The sequence below is a fragment of the Neorhizobium sp. T7_12 genome (assembly GCF_002968535.1).
GTDB classification, from domain to species: Bacteria; Pseudomonadota; Alphaproteobacteria; order Rhizobiales; family Rhizobiaceae; genus Neorhizobium; species Neorhizobium tomejilense.
This window is the reverse complement of record NZ_PVBK01000011.1, coordinates 67,760-84,110: the sequence shown is the minus strand read 5'-3', so window position 1 is coordinate 84,110 and position 16,351 is coordinate 67,760. Positions and strand designations below refer to the sequence as shown.

The 16,351-nt window shown below is 58.7% G+C and carries 15 protein-coding genes and 1 pseudogene; 7 read left to right on the top strand and 9 right to left on the bottom strand.

What is annotated here, in order from left to right:
• The first annotated feature begins 148 nt into the window (after positions 1 to 148).
• Positions 149 to 1,144, top strand: a complete 996-nt coding sequence (locus C5J26_RS21705; protein ID WP_105403663.1) for an amidohydrolase family protein — start codon at positions 149 to 151, stop codon at positions 1,142 to 1,144.
• Positions 1,145 to 1,182: 38 nt separating this feature from the next.
• Positions 1,183 to 1,935, top strand: a complete 753-nt coding sequence (locus C5J26_RS21700) for an SDR family NAD(P)-dependent oxidoreductase (RefSeq protein WP_105403662.1) — start codon at positions 1,183 to 1,185, stop codon at positions 1,933 to 1,935.
• 47 nt (positions 1,936 to 1,982) lie between these two features.
• Here the strand turns inward: C5J26_RS21700 and C5J26_RS21695 are convergent, their stop codons facing one another.
• The 4 genes from C5J26_RS21695 to C5J26_RS21680 form a co-directional block, all read right to left on the bottom strand.
• On the bottom strand, positions 1,983 to 4,325 hold the full coding sequence (locus C5J26_RS21695; protein ID WP_172746011.1) for a xanthine dehydrogenase family protein molybdopterin-binding subunit: 2,343 nt from the start codon (positions 4,323 to 4,325) through the stop codon (positions 1,983 to 1,985).
• A gap of 67 nt (positions 4,326 to 4,392) precedes the next feature.
• Entirely contained in the window at positions 4,393 to 5,193 is an 801-nt protein-coding gene (locus C5J26_RS21690; protein ID WP_105403660.1) for a xanthine dehydrogenase family protein subunit M, read from the bottom strand.
• 19 nt (positions 5,194 to 5,212) lie between these two features.
• The gene (locus tag C5J26_RS21685; RefSeq protein WP_105403659.1) at positions 5,213 to 5,704 is read right to left on the bottom strand and encodes a (2Fe-2S)-binding protein; all 492 of its coding nucleotides are present in this window, start codon (positions 5,702 to 5,704) and stop codon (positions 5,213 to 5,215) included.
• Positions 5,705 to 5,721: 17 nt separating this feature from the next.
• Positions 5,722 to 6,177 (bottom strand): carbon monoxide dehydrogenase subunit G, encoded by a 456-nt coding sequence (locus tag C5J26_RS21680; RefSeq protein WP_105403658.1) that lies wholly within the window; start codon positions 6,175 to 6,177, stop codon positions 5,722 to 5,724.
• A gap of 265 nt (positions 6,178 to 6,442) precedes the next feature.
• On the opposite strand from C5J26_RS21680, the gene C5J26_RS21675 reads away from it, so the two are divergent.
• The 3 genes from C5J26_RS21675 to C5J26_RS21665 all read left to right on the top strand — a co-directional run bounded on the left by C5J26_RS21675 (position 6,443) and on the right by C5J26_RS21665 (position 9,461).
• A complete protein-coding gene (locus tag C5J26_RS21675) occupies positions 6,443 to 7,417 on the top strand; it encodes a tripartite tricarboxylate transporter substrate binding protein (protein ID WP_172724466.1) in 975 nt (324 codons plus the stop codon).
• A 70-nt stretch (positions 7,418 to 7,487) separates the two neighbouring features.
• Positions 7,488 to 7,952 carry a tripartite tricarboxylate transporter TctB family protein gene (locus C5J26_RS21670; RefSeq protein WP_105403656.1) on the top strand — a complete coding sequence of 155 codons (465 nt, stop codon included), beginning with the start codon at positions 7,488 to 7,490 and terminating at the stop codon, positions 7,950 to 7,952.
• A gap of 3 nt (positions 7,953 to 7,955) precedes the next feature.
• Positions 7,956 to 9,461: a tripartite tricarboxylate transporter permease gene (locus C5J26_RS21665; RefSeq protein WP_105403655.1), complete on the top strand. Its 1,506-nt coding sequence runs from the start codon at positions 7,956 to 7,958 to the stop codon at positions 9,459 to 9,461.
• A 203-nt stretch (positions 9,462 to 9,664) separates the two neighbouring features.
• Here C5J26_RS21665 and C5J26_RS21660 read toward each other — a convergent pair.
• The 5 genes and pseudogenes from C5J26_RS21660 to C5J26_RS21640 form a co-directional block, all read right to left on the bottom strand.
• Positions 9,665 to 10,002: pseudogene (locus tag C5J26_RS21660) on the bottom strand (IS1595 family transposase); the annotation flags it as partial.
• Between the two features lie 590 nt (positions 10,003 to 10,592).
• Positions 10,593 to 11,411 (bottom strand): SDR family oxidoreductase, encoded by an 819-nt coding sequence (locus C5J26_RS21655; protein WP_105403654.1) that lies wholly within the window; start codon positions 11,409 to 11,411, stop codon positions 10,593 to 10,595.
• Entirely contained in the window at positions 11,408 to 12,970 is a 1,563-nt protein-coding gene (locus tag C5J26_RS21650; RefSeq protein WP_245437538.1) for a tripartite tricarboxylate transporter permease, read from the bottom strand. The genes C5J26_RS21655 and C5J26_RS21650 overlap by 4 nt, the downstream gene beginning before the upstream one ends.
• Complete coding sequence (locus C5J26_RS21645) at positions 12,967 to 13,437, bottom strand: tripartite tricarboxylate transporter TctB family protein (protein ID WP_105403653.1); 471 nt, start codon at positions 13,435 to 13,437, stop codon at positions 12,967 to 12,969. Before C5J26_RS21645 ends, C5J26_RS21650 begins: the two co-directional genes overlap by 4 nt.
• Positions 13,438 to 13,460: 23 nt before the next feature.
• On the bottom strand, positions 13,461 to 14,444 hold the full coding sequence (locus C5J26_RS21640) for a tripartite tricarboxylate transporter substrate binding protein (RefSeq protein ID WP_245437539.1): 984 nt from the start codon (positions 14,442 to 14,444) through the stop codon (positions 13,461 to 13,463).
• A gap of 173 nt (positions 14,445 to 14,617) precedes the next feature.
• Here C5J26_RS21640 and C5J26_RS21635 point away from each other — a divergent pair, with 173 nt between their 5' ends.
• Entirely contained in the window at positions 14,618 to 15,367 is a 750-nt protein-coding gene (locus C5J26_RS21635; protein WP_105403651.1) for a FadR/GntR family transcriptional regulator, read from the top strand.
• Positions 15,367 to 16,026 (top strand): RraA family protein, encoded by a 660-nt coding sequence (locus tag C5J26_RS21630; protein WP_105403650.1) that lies wholly within the window; start codon positions 15,367 to 15,369, stop codon positions 16,024 to 16,026. Before C5J26_RS21635 ends, C5J26_RS21630 begins: the two co-directional genes overlap by 1 nt.
• Positions 16,027 to 16,351 lie beyond the last annotated feature (325 nt).

Genomic DNA, 16,351 nt, shown 5'->3' with positions numbered 1-16,351 from the left:
TTAGAGTGCGCATGGGAGAAGGTGAATTGTTTCACATGTTAAACAGCGTCGGAGGCGCGTGGGCTGTAAACTCAACCGAAATCTGTCTCCCCATCTCCCTGCCATTGCGTCCACGCCAACGGCAGAATGTGCTCGGAAAGGACACTCAGTGACTATCGATATTTTCACCCACTTCTTTCCAAAGAGGTACCTTCAAGAACTCAGCGATCGAGGAGCGGGCCTCGGTGCGATCGCCGGAAGGATGAAAGGTCTGCCGGCCATACTCGATCTCGAAGCCCGTTTCCGTGCGATGGACGTTCTGGACGATTACAAGCAGATCGTCGCGCTGCCGAACCCCGCCGTGGAGGACGTTGCATCACCCACCGTGGCTGCGGATCTTGCCCGGATCGGTAATGACGATCTAGCCCTAATCGTCGATCGTCATGCCGATCGTTTCCCCGCCTTCGTCGCGTCAGTATCCCTGCTCGATATCGATGTTGCATTGACGGAAATTCGGCGTGCTATTGAGCAGCTTGGCGCTAAGGGCATCCAGATCTATAGCAACATCGCAGGAAAACCGCTGGATCTTCCGGAGTTCCTGCCGATCTTCCGGCTGATGGCGGATTACGATCTCCCAATCTGGCTGCACCCCACGCGTACCGCCGCCATGTCGGATTACAGGTCGGAAGCGAAATCCCGCTACGAAATGTGGTGGTGCTTCGGTTGGCCTTACGAGACTTCCGTGGCAATGGCGCGCCTTGCCTTTTCCGGCATCTTCGACAGGCATCCCGATCTCAAGATCATCACCCACCATCTCGGCGGGATGGTGCCCTTCTACGAAGGGCGCCTGGGTCCAGGCATGAAATTTCTGGGCAACAGGACGCCTGACGAAGATTACAGCACGGTGCTGACTTCGCTGAAGAAGCCGCACATTGACTACTTCCGCATGTTCTACGCCGACACCGCGATGTTCGGTGGCACTGCCGGCTTGCCAACCGGTCTGACCTTCTTTGGCACTGACCGGATCGTGTTCGCGACCGACGCGCCTTTCGCACCTATCCGCGAGACCTTCGACGCGCTGAACGAACTCGATCTTACAGCGCAGGACAGACAGAAAATCCTCGAAGGCAATGCCAGGAAGCTCCTCAAGCTTTCTTCTGTCTAAGTCACTCAAATCAAGCATCACCAGTGGAGGCCGAGTAGATGAGCAGATTGAGTGGTAGGACGGTCATCGTGACTGGGGGAGCCCGGGGCATAGGCGCATCATATGCGAGGGCAGTGGCGGCAGAAGGAGCAAATGTTGCGATCTGCGATATCCTCGATACGAGCGACATCGTATCGGAGATAGGAGATCGAGCCTGGGGTAGCATCTCTGACGTGGCGGACGCCAATTCAGTGAGGACATTCGTAGACTGCGTGCTCGATCGCTTTGGTCGCATCGACGGTCTGGTCAACAACGCCGCTCTTTTCGCCTCGCTTGGCAAGAACAAACCGTTCGACGAAATCGACACCGAGGAATTCGACCGGGTCATGCGGATCAACGTCGGTGGCGTTTTCGAATGCTGCAAAGCGGTCATGCCGACCATGCGTAAGCAAGGCTACGGCAAGATCGTCAATATCTCCTCCGGCACGGTTTTCAAAGGAACGCCGGGCAAAGCGCATTATGTTGCTTCGAAAGGTGCCGTCGTGGCTCTTACCCGGGTTATCGCGCGTGAAGCGGGTCGCCATGGCGTACGCGCCAACTGTGTTGCGCCCGGGTTTACGCTAAGTGAGGGTGTACTCGAATGGGGCGAGGAGGTCGCCGCGCATAGTGCACCTTCCGTCGCTTCTCGTTGTATAGCACGCGACCAACAGCCCGAAGACCTCAATGGCGCGATTGTCTTTCTGTTGTCTGCCGAGAGTGACTTCATCAGCGGCCAGACGCTGGCGGTCGATGGCGGCTCGGTGATCCACTGACACGAACTGCGGGGACCCGGATGCGGATCCGCGCAGTTCTAATGAAGTTACATTGAAGATTTCGCGGCGCGGATCGCTTGCCAGAGACGGCAGGGTGTCAAGGGCATCTGCACATCGGTCACGCCCAGCGGCCGCAACGCGTCTTCAACGGCGCTGACAATGGCAGCCAACGACCCGGTCGTTCCCGACTCGCCCACACCTTTTGCTCCCAGGGGATTGGATGGCGTCGGATCCGGCAGATCGATGATTGTCAAGGAGCGGGGCATATCCTCGGCACGCGGCATTGCGTAGTCCATGAACGAGCCGGTCAAAAGCTGCCCCGTTTCATCATAGACGACTTCCTCCATCAAAGCCTGCCCAAGCCCTTGGGCAATGCCGCCGACGAGTTGACCGTCGACGACGGCGTGGTTGATGACGTTGCCGCAGTCATCGACCGCGGTATATTGAACAATCTCGAGCTTGCCGGTCTGGGGATCGATCTCGACTTCGCAAACATGGCAGCCGTTGGGGAACGAAAAGCCTGGCGACCTGAAGACTTCGACGGCATCCAGCGTCTCTTCGATTTGCTTGCCTTGTCTTTTTAGCGCCGAAACCCGCTTGGGAATGTCGAGAAACGCTATCCGTTCACCAGTGCTGCCGATCGTGTAGTAACCGTCTGCATAGTCGATGTCGTTATACCGGCGATCGGTGATCGCGCCGACCATCATGCGCCCGCGGGCAATCGCGCTGTCCGCCGCCTGAAATGCCGCGGAGCCGGTCATCTGCCCGACCCGTGAGCCGACCGCCGGCGACCCCATCGGAACCTGGTCAGAATCTCCGGCGATGAAGCGGATATGCTCGTGACTGATGCCGAGACGTTCGCTGACGATGTGCGTTATGGTCGAGAGGTGCCGCTGGCCCGTCGACACACCTGTGATACGCAGTTCCACCAAGCCGTCCTCCGTCACGCGAAAGTCGAGCGGTTCTATGAAATTGGCGCCTGCGGTTTCAGCAAAAAGCGAGCAGCCGATACCGCGGACAACGCCATTTTTGCGGGCGGCCTCACGTCGCCTTTCAAATCCTTCCCAATCTGAACGACGGACGGCCTCTTCCAGGACGGCGGAGAAGTCGCCGCTGTCATAGACCTGGTTCATGGGCCCCGTGTAGGGGATCCGGTCGCGTGGAATGAGATTGCGACGCCGAATCTCGATGGGATCGATCCCGATTGCCCGGGCGGCCTTGTCCATGAGACGTTCCAGCATGTAGGTGGTTTCTGGACGTCCTGCGCCCCGGTAAGGCGATGTCGGAATCGAATTGGTGTGGACCCCGATGCTGCGGATCGCGATTTCGGGAGTCAGATAGGGGCCTGCGATGTTTTCCGCTATGACGGAGGACTGGACGCGCGTTCCGATGCCGATGGCATAGGCGCCGATGTTGGAGACGATGTCGCAGGAAATTCCGGTCACACGGCCGTCATCATCGAATGCGCCGGTGATCTTGAGCGCGCTGTCACGCGCTCCCTGATCGGCCATCAATGCCTCGGATCGAGTGGACGTCCAGCGTACCGTCCGGCCAAGAACCCGGCTCGCCACCGCAACTGCAACATATTCAGGATAAACGTAGACCTTGAGACCAAACCCACCTCCGACATGCTTGCTCACGACGCGCACGCTTTCCGGCGGCACGCCAAGCGCGTCAGCTAATCCCTTGCGTAGGAACGTCGTCCCTTGGCTGCCGGCGTATAGCGTATAGCGTTCTGTTTCACGATCGTAGCTTGCGACCGCCGCGCGAGGCTCCAACGGGCTGCCTGCCAGCCGCTGGTTCCGTAGGCTGACGGACACCGTGTGGGCGGCATGTGAGAGAGCTGAATCGACTGCCTCCTGGTTTCCGGCAAGCCATGTGTAGCTTTGGTTCGCTGGTGCTGTCTCCCAGATCGGCGTATCCAGCGCCTCAGTCGCTAACTTGGGGACCATGAACGGTTTCAAATCTTCGATATCAAGATCGACGAGGTCCGCGGCGTCCTGCGCGGCGCCGGCTGTTTCCGCCACGATCAGCGCGACGCACTCGCCGATGTGGCGGATCCTGTCACGGACGATGGCCGGGCGTGGCGTCCGGACGTAAGGGACTTCAGTCTGGCCGTCCACTTCGAAAAGAGGCACCATGAAGGTGATGGGGTTGCACCCGGCGGCGGCCAGATCCTCGCCCGTGAATACTCCGACCACGCCGGGAGCGGCCTTTGCAGCTTCTGTATCAATGCCGCGAATAATGCCGTGGGCGATAGAAGATCGTACGAACACACCCACCAGAGCGTCCTGGATGATGATGTCGTCCGTGAATTGGCCCCGGCCTGACACGAGGGTTTCACCCTCCAGATCGATAGGCGCCTGTGCATGTCCGGATCTGCCAGCCATGTTCATAGTCTCCACATCCTACCATGCATTTCTAGAATCTCGCCCTTTCGGGGCGCATAACGACATTTTACAAGACCGACACTATTGCTCTGACGGCCCGGGCTGTCAGCACCGAGATGAGGTGAGCGCGATAGTCCTTGGTACCGAAAAGGTCCTCGATCATCCCATCGGGTGAGACAGAAATTTCCTCGACTGCGGACGGATCAAACGTGTCCACTAGGCGTGATTCCGCTTCGTGCCATCGAAAAACGCCATCACCCGAGGCTCCGGTGATTGCGGCGCCAACCCGATCAGAGTATTGGGCCACAAAAACCCCGACCAATGCAAAGCGGGAGGCGGGCTGGATAAACTTTTGATAGTTGGCTGAACTCGGCACCTTAAAACGCACGGCTACTATAATCTCGTCATGCTCCAAAGCCGTAGCAAAAATGCCCTGGAAGTAATCTGTCGCCGCGATCTCACGGCGATCGGTTATGATCGTGGCATTGCACGCCAGAACCGCCGCCGGGTAACACGCTGAAGGATCATTGTTCGCGAGCGAGCCACCAATCGTGCCGCGGTTACGCACGGCGGGATCGCCGATTCCGCCTGCCAGCTTCGCTAGCGCCGGAAATACATCGTTGACCTCCCTCGCGACGACAGCGTGCGACGTGCCGCCTCCGATGGTTAAGGTGTCACCTTCGACGGTGACGCCCCTCATACCTTTAACGGCGTTCAGGCTTATCAGCACGGATGGTCCCGCCAATCGCTGTTTCAACGTAGGCAGGAAGGCCTGCCCACCGCCGAGAAATTTTGCATCCTCGTCTGCGGCAGCTATTGAAACGGCCTCACCGATAGTTCTGGCCTTGATGAATTCAAAATCCTGCACAGCAAATCTCGCCAGTTGTCTATGTATGTTCGGATTCAAACTCACCGAGCGCCTGCCCGGATGCTGTCAGAACAGCCCTTACGATGTTGCGATACCCTGTGCATCGACACAGGTTGCCCTCCAGATAAACCCGGATTTCTTCTACGGTGGGCTTGGGGTTGTCCTTGAGCAGTGCCATCGCACTCATCACCATCCCAGGCGTGCAGAAACCGCATTGCAAGGCATAGTGATCGACGAACGCCCTTTGGACCGGCGATAGCGTTCCGTCAGGCTGGGCGACACCTTCTATCGTGACGACGTCAGACCCCTCCGCTTCCAGCGCCAACATGGTACAGCTTTTTACTGCACATCCATCGACATGTACGACGCAACAGCCACATTGGCTGGTATCACAGCCCACATGCGTGCCGGTAAGACCAAGCGTCTCCCTCAGAAAGTGAACGAGCAAAGTTCGACCTTCCGCATAGCCCGCCGCGATCTGACCATTCACCACGAGACTTGTTTCCACCACTTCAAATACCTCTCACGTCATGCTTCTGCAGGCCGGTTTTCCACAGCGGTCTTGAACCGCTGGAAAAAGTCATCTGCAGTCTTTTTCGCAAACCCGTCGATTAGGCGGCTTCCGAGTTGGGCCAGCTTGCCACCGATCTGCGCCTCGACCTGATAAGCCAAAATGGTACCTTCTTCCGATGGTGTCAGCGTCACCTTAGCATTGCCCTTGGCGAAGCCGGCCGCGCCGCCCTTCCCTTCGCCTTGAAGCACAAGGCCGACCGGCTCATTGAATTGATCCAATGTCACCGTGCCCTTGAAGGTCGCCTTGACCGGGCCAACGCGCTGGACGACAGTTGCCTCGAAGCCTGTTTCGGGAGTGCCAGTCAGTTCATGGCATCCCGGCACGCAGTCCTTCAGCACGGCAGGATCCAACAACGCTTTCCATACTATGGCTTGCGCAGCCTGAATATGCTGCGACCCATTCATCTCCATAGACGGCTCCAATAGTTGTCGGGATTAGGTGCGATAATTTCTATGGCATTGACAATAAGTCAACATAAAATGTTCTAAAAGCATAAAAATGCATAATTGTCGGCTTTTTGCCTGACCAGAGGGAAAATCTACATTTTTGTTGCTAAACAAGTTTTCTTAGATTACCGTACATATCCGAGGAGAAAGGCCCTTGCCGTAGGTGGTGGGCCGATACGTCATCTTTATGGCTAACCGCGACGCTGAAGGCAGCTGGGGAGGAGAGATCATGATTACCCGTAGGCATATGTTGGTTTCCGCGGCCGCTGGAGCTCTTGCTCCAAGGCTTGGCTTTGCGCAGCAAGCATACCCTTCCCGACCGGTGACGATCATCGTCCCTGTGGCGCCCGGAGGTTTGGCCGATATAATTACGCGGGCGGCCGCCGAGCGTCTGTCCGTACGATCAAAGCAGAGTTTCATCGTCGATTACGTGGTCGGGGTCGGAGGTTCGAAGGGCAATCAGGATGTCGCCAATGCCGTTCCTGACGGATACACGCTTGCCCTGACGACAGAAGCGCTGCTCCTGGTAAACCCGCATCTCTACAAGAATGTTCGCTACAGGGCCGAAGATTTCGAGCCCGTGGGCATCCTGGCCGAGCTCCCGCTTCTGCTTCTTGTACCAAAGAATCATCCAGCGAAGAACCTTGCTGATTTCGTATCGATGGCTAAGGCGAAACCGGGTTCCATGAGCTACGGTTCATCTGGAGCGGGAACGATGCCACATCTCGTGGGCCATCAATTCGCAAAAGCCGCGGGGATTTCGCTCGTGCATATCCCCTACAAGAGTGGCGCAGGAAGCCTCACCGATCTCATTGCCGGACGGCTGGACCTTCTCGCGGCGGGAGTGCCGCTTGTGGCTGGCTCGATCGGGCCCGATGGTCCGCTGCGGCCAATCGCCGTTGCCGGGCCGGAGCGTATCGCGAGCCTACCGGATGTGCCAACCGTAGCGGAAGCCAGTGTGGCCGGCTTCAACCTGCGTAGCCCGTGGTGGGGCTTGGTCGCGCCGCGCGGAACACCCAGGGACATCATCGACCGTCTGAACGGCTGGCTTGCCTTGGACGCCATGACAGAAGACGAAAAGCAGAAGCTTATCTCCACGAAACTGGAGCCGAAATTCATAGGCTCTGCCGAAATGGGCGACGTCATTCGCTCGGAAGCCCCTGTGTGGAAAGCCGTGATCGAAGAGATGGGTCTTTCACTTTGACGAAGCGCTGATTGGTCGCGCGGCTAAACGTACGACTTGATCATCCTTAAAATCGGTAAGGAGAGAACTTTTGAAGGTGCGGAGTCCAGACCTTTCCAACTTTGTGTGCGGCGGATTTTTTGTCATCGTCGGACTGCTTTTCACGTTCGGTTCCGTGGGACTTGGCATGGGCACCTCCGTAGGCATGGGTCCCGGCTACTTCCCGCTTTTCCTGTCAATTGCCCTGATTTTGATCGGGATCGCGGTGTTGGGAAGCGCGTTCGGCTCCGCCAGCGCTCGCCCCTCGCCGGTAGCGTGGCGCGGGGTGCTGTTCATTTTGCCGGCGCCGCTTGTATTTGGACTGACCGTAAGAGGGTTGGGCTTCGTTCCCGCGCTCTTCATTACTGCGTTCCTTGCCACGTTCGCCTCCACCACGATGCGGCTTCCCGCGGCAGTTCTTCTTTCGGTGGCGCTCACGGTGTTCTCGACGCTCGTGTTCAGCTATGCCCTGGGCCTGCCGTACGCTCTTTTTGGCTCCTGGCTGCCGAGGCTTTGATCGATGGAACTCTTCAGCAATCTGGCGACCGGCTTTGCGGCCGCAACGACGCTTTACAATCTGCTCTTTTGTCTGGCGGGGGTCATTATCGGCACCCTGATCGGCGTGCTGCCCGGTATAGGAGCAACGGCCACGATTGCCATGCTGCTGCCGATTACCTACCAGCTCGAGCCCATTTCGTCGCTCATCATGCTGGCCGGCATTTACTACGGGGCACAGTACGGAGGATCGACCACCGCGATACTCATCAACATGCCCGGGGAGTCCTCGGCCGCAGTGACGGCGATTGACGGCTATCAGATGGCGCGCAACGGACGAGCCGGCGTCGCGCTTGCTGTTGCCGCAATCGGCTCGTTCGTGGCGGGGACGTTCGCAACCTTTCTGGTCGCCATCTTTGCCGCACCCCTGACAGTGGTCGCGCTGGAATTCGGGCCCGCAGAGTATTTTTCGCTGATGGTATTGGGCCTCGTCTTTTCTACCGCCTTGGCTCATGGCTCTATCGTCAAGGCGCTCGGAATGCTGTTGCTCGGTCTTTTGCTCAGCATGGTCGGAACAGACCTCTATACCGGCGAATATCGGTTCACCTTGGGCATAGATGGGTTTGCTGACGGACTTGAGGTGGTGGCTGTCGCAGTCGGTGTCTTTGGCATTGCGGAGATCCTGCGAAATATCGAGAATCCGACGTCCCGAGATCTGGTGACCCGTCGAATTTCTAGCCTAGTGCCGACAAGGGAGGACTTCCGCGCCATAGTCGGCCCGATACTTCGGGGCACAGGCATCGGATCCGTACTCGGGATACTTCCCGGAGGCGGGCCAATCCTTGCAGCTTTCGCCTCCTATACGATCGAGAAGCGCGTCTCTAACAAGCCGGAGGATTTCGGTAGGGGAGCCATCGCGGGTGTCGCCGGTCCAGAAGCGGCGAACAACGCTGGAGCGCAGACCTCCTTCATTCCCTTGCTGACGCTCGGCATTCCCGCGAATCCGGTGCTTGCTATGTTGATCGGGGCGATGTTCATTCAAGGAATCGTTCCTGGACCGAATGTGGTCGTCGAGCAACCGACACTTTTTTGGGGCATTATCGCCTCGATGTGGATCGGCAATCTCATGCTGGTCGTCCTCAACCTGCCGCTGGTTGGCATGTGGGTCAAGTTACTGTCCATTCCCTACAACGTACTGTTTCCCGCCGTCATGGTCTTTTGTGCGATCGGCGTATTCAGCGTGCATTCAAACTCCTACGATCTTATCGTTGTATCGCTGTTCGGTCTCGCAGGATATCTGCTGGGCAAGATCGGATGTGAACCCGCGCCGTTGATGCTCGGGTTCATTCTCGGGCCGATGCTGGAGGAAAACCTTCGCCGCGCCATGACAATGTATAGGGGGGATCACACGATCTTCTTCGTTAGGCCGATCAGCGCTGTCCTTATGATGCTCGCGGTGATGGTTCTGGCGCTCACGCTCCTTCCGAACATACGCAGGAAGCGTGAAGAGATCTTCCAAGAAGAAGACTGACCGGCGACAAAACCCTTACGACACCGGAGCCGGGCGAATATTGAAGCTCGCAGCTGTCAAAATCTTTAACGAAACAGAGCAGCGTGAGCAACTTTGGTGACATCTCGCATGTGACGAGCGGCGGATTGACCGGTAGCTTAACGATAAGTGGGGCGATCCCCTGGGTCAGAACAAGAGCAGGTCGAAATCGTACGAGGTCTTTATCAACCAAAGACAGCTACGGCCGAATTGATGGAGATGCCGCCATCCGGGCTTCTGCGCATTTGCGGCCGATAGCAGCACGGAACACTTGCAATAGCTGCAGCGCGGGAGGCACCCGCGACCAAAGGTTTTTCATGCTTTCCTTGCCATTTCGACTATTTCGCATGGCGTGGCCGGCGACAACGCGCTGGGACTAGCGGAAGCCAATTTCATGGAAATACAGATCGGCAAGTTCTGGGCTGATGTGATGAAAAACACCTGCGATGGTTCTGCGAACCCGAGCATTGACGTGGACGGCGTCCCGGACATATTCACGGCTGGATTGATTGATTGTCTCGTGTGCAGTCAGCATCCGCGATCAAGCGGTCGAGACAGTCGACGCCGTGTTCCTCGACCGCTCGATAAAGTCTGTCCAGTGCAGCTAGGTGCCGCCGACGAGTCGATGCTTCCCAAGAATTGAGCGTGTCGGACCAGATCGTTCGAAGAAGCGCGGTAGCCCCAGTGAATTCACACTGACGATACCACGAAGGGCTGGCGGCAATGTTCTATGCGATAGATTGACCGGCATGCTGCCTTGCGATTTGATTGCGCGGCAAACGTCTCACATTGAAACGGGAAAGCAACAGGTAAAACCGCAGGTTTCTCGAAATCGCTGCACAATGATTCCCGCAGGATCCCGATTGTCGTCGGCTCGAATACGTTCAAGGCGAGGGTTCGGCAGCTTTGCGGCCCGAAGTGGGTAGTAGGTGAACGCCTACCGATTGTTCTAGCCGATACAAGTGCTAACCTCATAATAGTGAGCGCTTGTCAAGCGGGTCCACACGTCGGTTCACCCTTGAGACCTAGCGCGGAAGGGACTCCCTTTGGAGTTTGCTAAATTAAACCCGCTCGGCCGGCCGAGCGGGTTGGGGGTCAGATAAGCGCCTGCGGTCACCAGGCCGTGAAGCCACCGTCCAGAACCAGGTTGGCGCCGGTCATATATGTGGAGGCGTCGGAGCCGAGGAACTGCACGATCGGACCGAACTCGTCGATCTCCGCCTGGCGGCCCATGGGGACGCGCTCGAGGAAGGCATCAATGAATTCCTTGTCGAAGGAGCCGGTCTTGACGCCGCCGAAGGTAACCAGGTTTACGCGCACGCCCTTTTTCGCCCAGTAGGTGGCAAGATAGCGGGTCATGTTGACCAAGCCGGATTTCGATGCGGCGTAGGAGATCGCCTTGATGAACGGCTTTCCGTCGCGTGCTTCGCGATAGGCATAGAGCGCTTGGTTGGGTGACACGAGACCATACATCGAGCCGACCATGATGATGGATCCGCAGCCGGCTTCGGCCATCTTGGTGCCGATCACCTGGGTGGTCAGCATCACGCCCGTAAGGTTGGTGTCGATCACTTCGTCCCAATATTTCTGCGGATAGTCTTCGAATGGCGCGTTCTGGTCAGCGTCGCCATTTGGCTTACTGTCAATGCCGGCGTTGTTGATCAGGATGTGCGGGACGCCCCAGTCGGCAATCAGCTGGTCGGTTGCCTTGATCAGGCTCTCCTTGTCGCGCACGCTGGCTTCGTAAACGCGGACGTTGTCGGCGAGTTCGCCGAATTTCTCGACGACCTGTTGGCGCGAGAATGGGCGGCGGCTATAGATCGCGACCTTGGCGCCTGCTCCGGCCAGCGTCTTGGTAAATTGGGTGCCGAGCTGGCCGAGACCGCCGGTCACTACGGCGACGCGATCCTTGACGGAGAATACGTCTTTCATTGCAAATTTCCTTTTGTTGAATTGGGGACGTCGGGCAGGACTGTGGCAGGATCACTGGCATCCGGCCGTTGGCCGCGCCGCGTCCAGGCGCGGTGGATGGCAAGCACGAGGATGGTGCAAACCACGATGCCGAGGCCGCCGGCGACCGGCCGCTCGAAGAAGCCAAGCAAGTCGCCGCGGGCAATCTGCATCGACATGATGAAGTTCCGTTCGAGTACGGGTCCCAGAACGAGGCCCAGGATGATCGGGGCGATGGGAAAGCCGTTGCGCTCCAGCAGGTAGCCAACGACACCCGCGACCAGCATGGTCCAGACGTCGAACAGCGTGTTGTTGACCGCATAGGAGCCGACAAAGCAGCACAGCAGGATCATCGGCACGATGACGGCACGGGGTACCGACAGAACATGCCGCGCACCTTTGATGGCGAACCAGCCCAGCGGCAGCAACAGCAGGTTGGCGACGAAAAACGTCAGGATGATTGCCGTCGGCATTGTCGGGTTTTCGATGAACAATCGCGGGCCGGGCGAAACTCCCTTCATGAACAGAACGCCGACCGCAATCGCAGTGACCGCGTCACCTGGGATCCCGAACACCAGCGCCGGGATCCAGGCGGAGGAAAGCCCGGCATTGTTGGACGAGGTTGCCTCTACCAGTCCTTCCGGGTGGCCGGTCCCGAATTTCTCCGGCGTCTTGGAGAACTTGCGGCTCATGCCGTAGGCTATCCAGGCCGCGAGATCACCGCCCACGCCTGGCAACGCGCCGACGGCGGAGCCGAGCGAAGTGCCGCGCACGACGCTCATTGGATACCTGCGCAGCAGCGCGAACATACCGCGATAGGGCTTGATGTCGCCCACCTTCGGCGCTGGCGGCAGCTCACGCTCCAGAGCGGTGAAGCCCCGGATGATTTCCGACAGGGCGAACATGCCGATCATGACCGGGATGAAGCTGATGCCGCCCGAAAGCTCCAGTACGTCGAAGGTGAAGCGCGGCTGGCCTGTGGTCACGTCGAGTCCGACTGTTGACAACAGTAGGCCGATGACAAGCGAGACAGCACCCCTGACCGGATTATCGGAACTGACCAGTGCGCATGTCATGAGGCCGAGCGTCGCCAGCCAGAAGAACTCGAAGCTGGAGAAGTTCAGCGAGACCTGCGCTAATGCCGGTCCAGAGACGAGCAGGACAGTGGCGCCGATCAGGCCGCCGAGGGCGGAGAAGAAGAAACCGAGCGACAGGACCTCTCCGGCCTTGCCCTGCCGGGTCATTTCGTAGGCCTCCTCGGTATAGGCGGCCGAGGCCGGCGTGCCGGGTATGCGGATCAGGGCTCCGGGAATGTCACCCGCGGTGATCGCCATGGCCGTGCTGGACACGATCAGCGCGATCGCCGCCAACGGCTCCATGTAGAAGGTGATCGGCACCAGCAGAGCTGTCGCCATGGTGGCAGTCAGTCCCGGCAGCGCACCGATGAACAGGCCGTAAACAGAGCCGATCAGAATAGCGAGCAGCACGCTTGGCGCCATCACCATAAAAAAGGCCGTCTCGAAAGTTTCGAAGCTCATCATAGGAATGCTCCCAGAGGCCCGGCAGGAAGTTCCACATGCATGATCCTGGTGAAGCTCAGATGCAGCGCCAGGACGAACAGCGGCGCGACAATGGCGATGGTGAGTGGTCGGGCACCCATCAGAACCATCAGCACGGTCATGAAGATCAGGCCGATCAGCGGGAAGCCCACGGACTGGAACAGCAGCGTTGCCGCCAGCAGGGCACCAATGGTCCAGATCGCCGTGAGCCGTTTTCGCAAGGACACCTCCCACTCGCTGGTATCGACCAGCGGTTCGGTCAGGGGCTTCGACCAGGCTTTCCAGCCAAGCAGCCCGCCGAAAAGGATCAGCGCTCCACCTGTGATGGACGGCATGAGGTCAGCGCCGAAGCGGACTCCGGGCACTTGTGGCAGGTCGGCGGAGGCGATGATCACGCCTCCGCCGAACAAGATCAGCCCGGGGCCGATCAGTCTTTCGCTGAGTTTCATGTCAATGTCTCTTGCTGTGGCCGCTACTTGGCCAGACCAACCGCTTTCATGGTCTCGCTCAGTCCGTCATGAGCGGCCTTTACGGTCGCGGCAAAGGTCGGGGCGTCCTGATAGGCAACGGAGAAGCCGCGCGAGGTCATGAACTTCTTGAACTCTGCGTCCTCTGTGATTTCCTTCAATGCGGCGCTGACCTTCTGTACGACGTCGTCGGGCAGGCCCTTGGGTCCGGCCAGGCCGCGGAAGGGAAGAGGCGACCACTTGATCCCGAGCACTTCGTCCGAGGTCGGAAGGTCGGGATAAAGCGGGCTGCGCTCGCTCGAGATCATCGCGATGGTCTTGGCTTGGTTAGCCTCAACGAGCGCCTTTGCTTCGGCGGGCGAGGTGGAAACCACGGCAATGGCGCCAGATGTCAATTGCTGCAGCGCCGGCGCTGAACCATCCGAAGCAACCCAGTTTGCGGCAACGGGATCGATGCCCGCCTTCTGCAGCAGACCGACCCAGGCAAGATGCGAGAGACCGCCACGGTTTGCGCCGGAAGCTGCGACGCCGCCCGGGTCAGCTTTGACGGCTTCGATCAGGCCCTTGAGATCTGAATAGGGGGCGTCGGGGCGGATATTCACGGCAATGGCGTCGGCGTTGAAGCGACCTATGAAGGTCAGGTCCGCAGGCGTCACGCCCTTGAGGCCCTGCGCTTCATACATCGCGCTTTCGATGGTGACGACGCCGAGCGTATAACCGTCAGGCGCGCCTTGGACGATTGCAGAATGGCCAACGAGGCCGCCACCGCCGGTGCGATTCACGACATTGAAGGGCTGACCGAATTTCTTCTGCAGGCCCTCGGCCACAGCCCGTGCGGTGGCATCGGTGCCGCCGCCAGCTGCCCACGGTACGATCACGGTGACGGCCTTCTCCGGCCACGCGGCCATGGCGACGCCAGCACTCAGAACCACTGCCACGCCAGCCACTCCGGCTGCGGCATGGCGCCAGAACTTATTAATTAAAGACACGATGTCTCCTCCCGTTTCCCTGTTGCGTGCGGCGCTGCGACTATCCTCCCGCTGAACCGACACTTGACATATGACTTATGACATAAGTACTGTAAGCGCATGATTGGTGATGCGTCAACCACTTCGCTCAATCTGCAAAAGGTCAAAGCGAAACACGACTGCGGGAGCCCGACATGATGACTGCTGAAACATCCACAGTTCCGAAGCGAGACCGCCTGCACATCATGGTGGCATCGGCGCTGGAGGCCAGCATTCTGAGCGGCGAGTTGAAGATCGGCGACAAGCTGGATTCCGAAAGCGCAATCGCCAAGGAGTTCGGTGTCTCCACGCGCGCCGTGCGCGAGGCAATCCACACGCTCGAAACCAAGGGTCTCCTGTTGCGTCGTCACGGTGAGCGCACGACCGTGGTGCGCGAGGACGTGAACGAGTTTCTCGATACGCTGGCCGTGACGGTCCGTCAGCGGTTGGCGGCGGAGCCGGAATATCTGCAGCAGCTGATGGTGGCGCGTCGCATGATCGAGACGGAGATCCTCGAAATCGTCTGCGCGTCCGATGCGCCGATCGCTCCTGCGGTTAAGGATAATCTGGATCGCATGCGCAGGGCGCGGGATGAAACGGACTTCTCCGGTTTCGTAGAGGCCGACGCGGCCTTTCATTTGGCCATCGTCCACTCGGCGGGCAATCGCATCCTGTCGATCATCTATGACAATTTCGCCAGCCTCATTAGTGAAGTCATCCAGGTAACGAGCCGTGTGCCGACCAAGTCGCTTGACGAGGCCTACGACGAACACGCCGCGATCTATCAGATGATCAGCGACCACAACGAAATCGGGGCAAAGGCGTTGGTCCGCGCCCAGATCGACAACAGCGCGAACTACCTGCGCATTGCCATTGAAAAAGCATCCAAGGGAGGAAAGACGTAATGCCTGATTTTGACTATTCCGATGTCGACTGGAGCGCGATCGAGCGCCTGAAGAATTGGTATTCGGGTGACGTGCACGACAGCATGGAGGCGCTCGGCCTCTGGGGACATCTGGAAGGCATCAAGTTGCTGGGTGCCTTGGCGGAAGGAGAGGTGATCTGCGGACCGGCCGTGACTGTGCTTTTTGGTTTGTCAGACCGCAAAGGCGAGCCACAGGACGTCTATCACAATGCTGTCGACAACGCGCCGAAGGGCGGGGTCCTCGTCTGCGAAGCTTCCTGTGCGCCGGGCTCCTGCTCCGGCGAGCTAATGAGTTCGGGCGCCAAGACACGCGGTGCGGCGGCCACGATCGTTAACGGCACGGTACGCGACCTCGCACAGGTCCGAAAACTCGGCTACCCGTTATTCGGCACCGAGCCGAGCCCGGTCGGCGTGACCGGAAAGAAGGAACCAATCGAATCGCAGATCCCGATCAAGATCGGCCGCGTCACCATTAAACCCGGCGACGTGATCTTTGGCGATGTAGATGGTGTCGTCTGCATCCCGAAGGAGCACCTGGCCGCTGTCGCCGACCAGGCCGACACGCTTGGAAAGCATGAGACCGTGGCCAGAGATCGTATCTTGTCGGGCGAGAAGCTGCAGTCTGTCTGGCCGGTCTAATCCGGCCAAATGCGAAGTGGCGGTGACGTTAGCACGGCCACTTCGCTGTCGGGACAGCTCGATAGTTTCGATTGAACGGTCCACTTCGAATTCGAATGAGATCTTGACCCGGCCCAGCCTCAAAGTTTTCAGTAAGAACTGGCTCTGACGCGCTTCAAGGCCAGGGACTTCGCGAATGCGTGCAGGCCCTCGGTCTCAAGCACATCCGCACCAAACCCTACACACCCAAGACCAACGGCAAGCCGAGCGCTTGATCCAGACGGCCTTGCGCCAATGGCCCAAAGCATGCGCATATCCATCCTCAGAACACCGAAATCGCATCTAC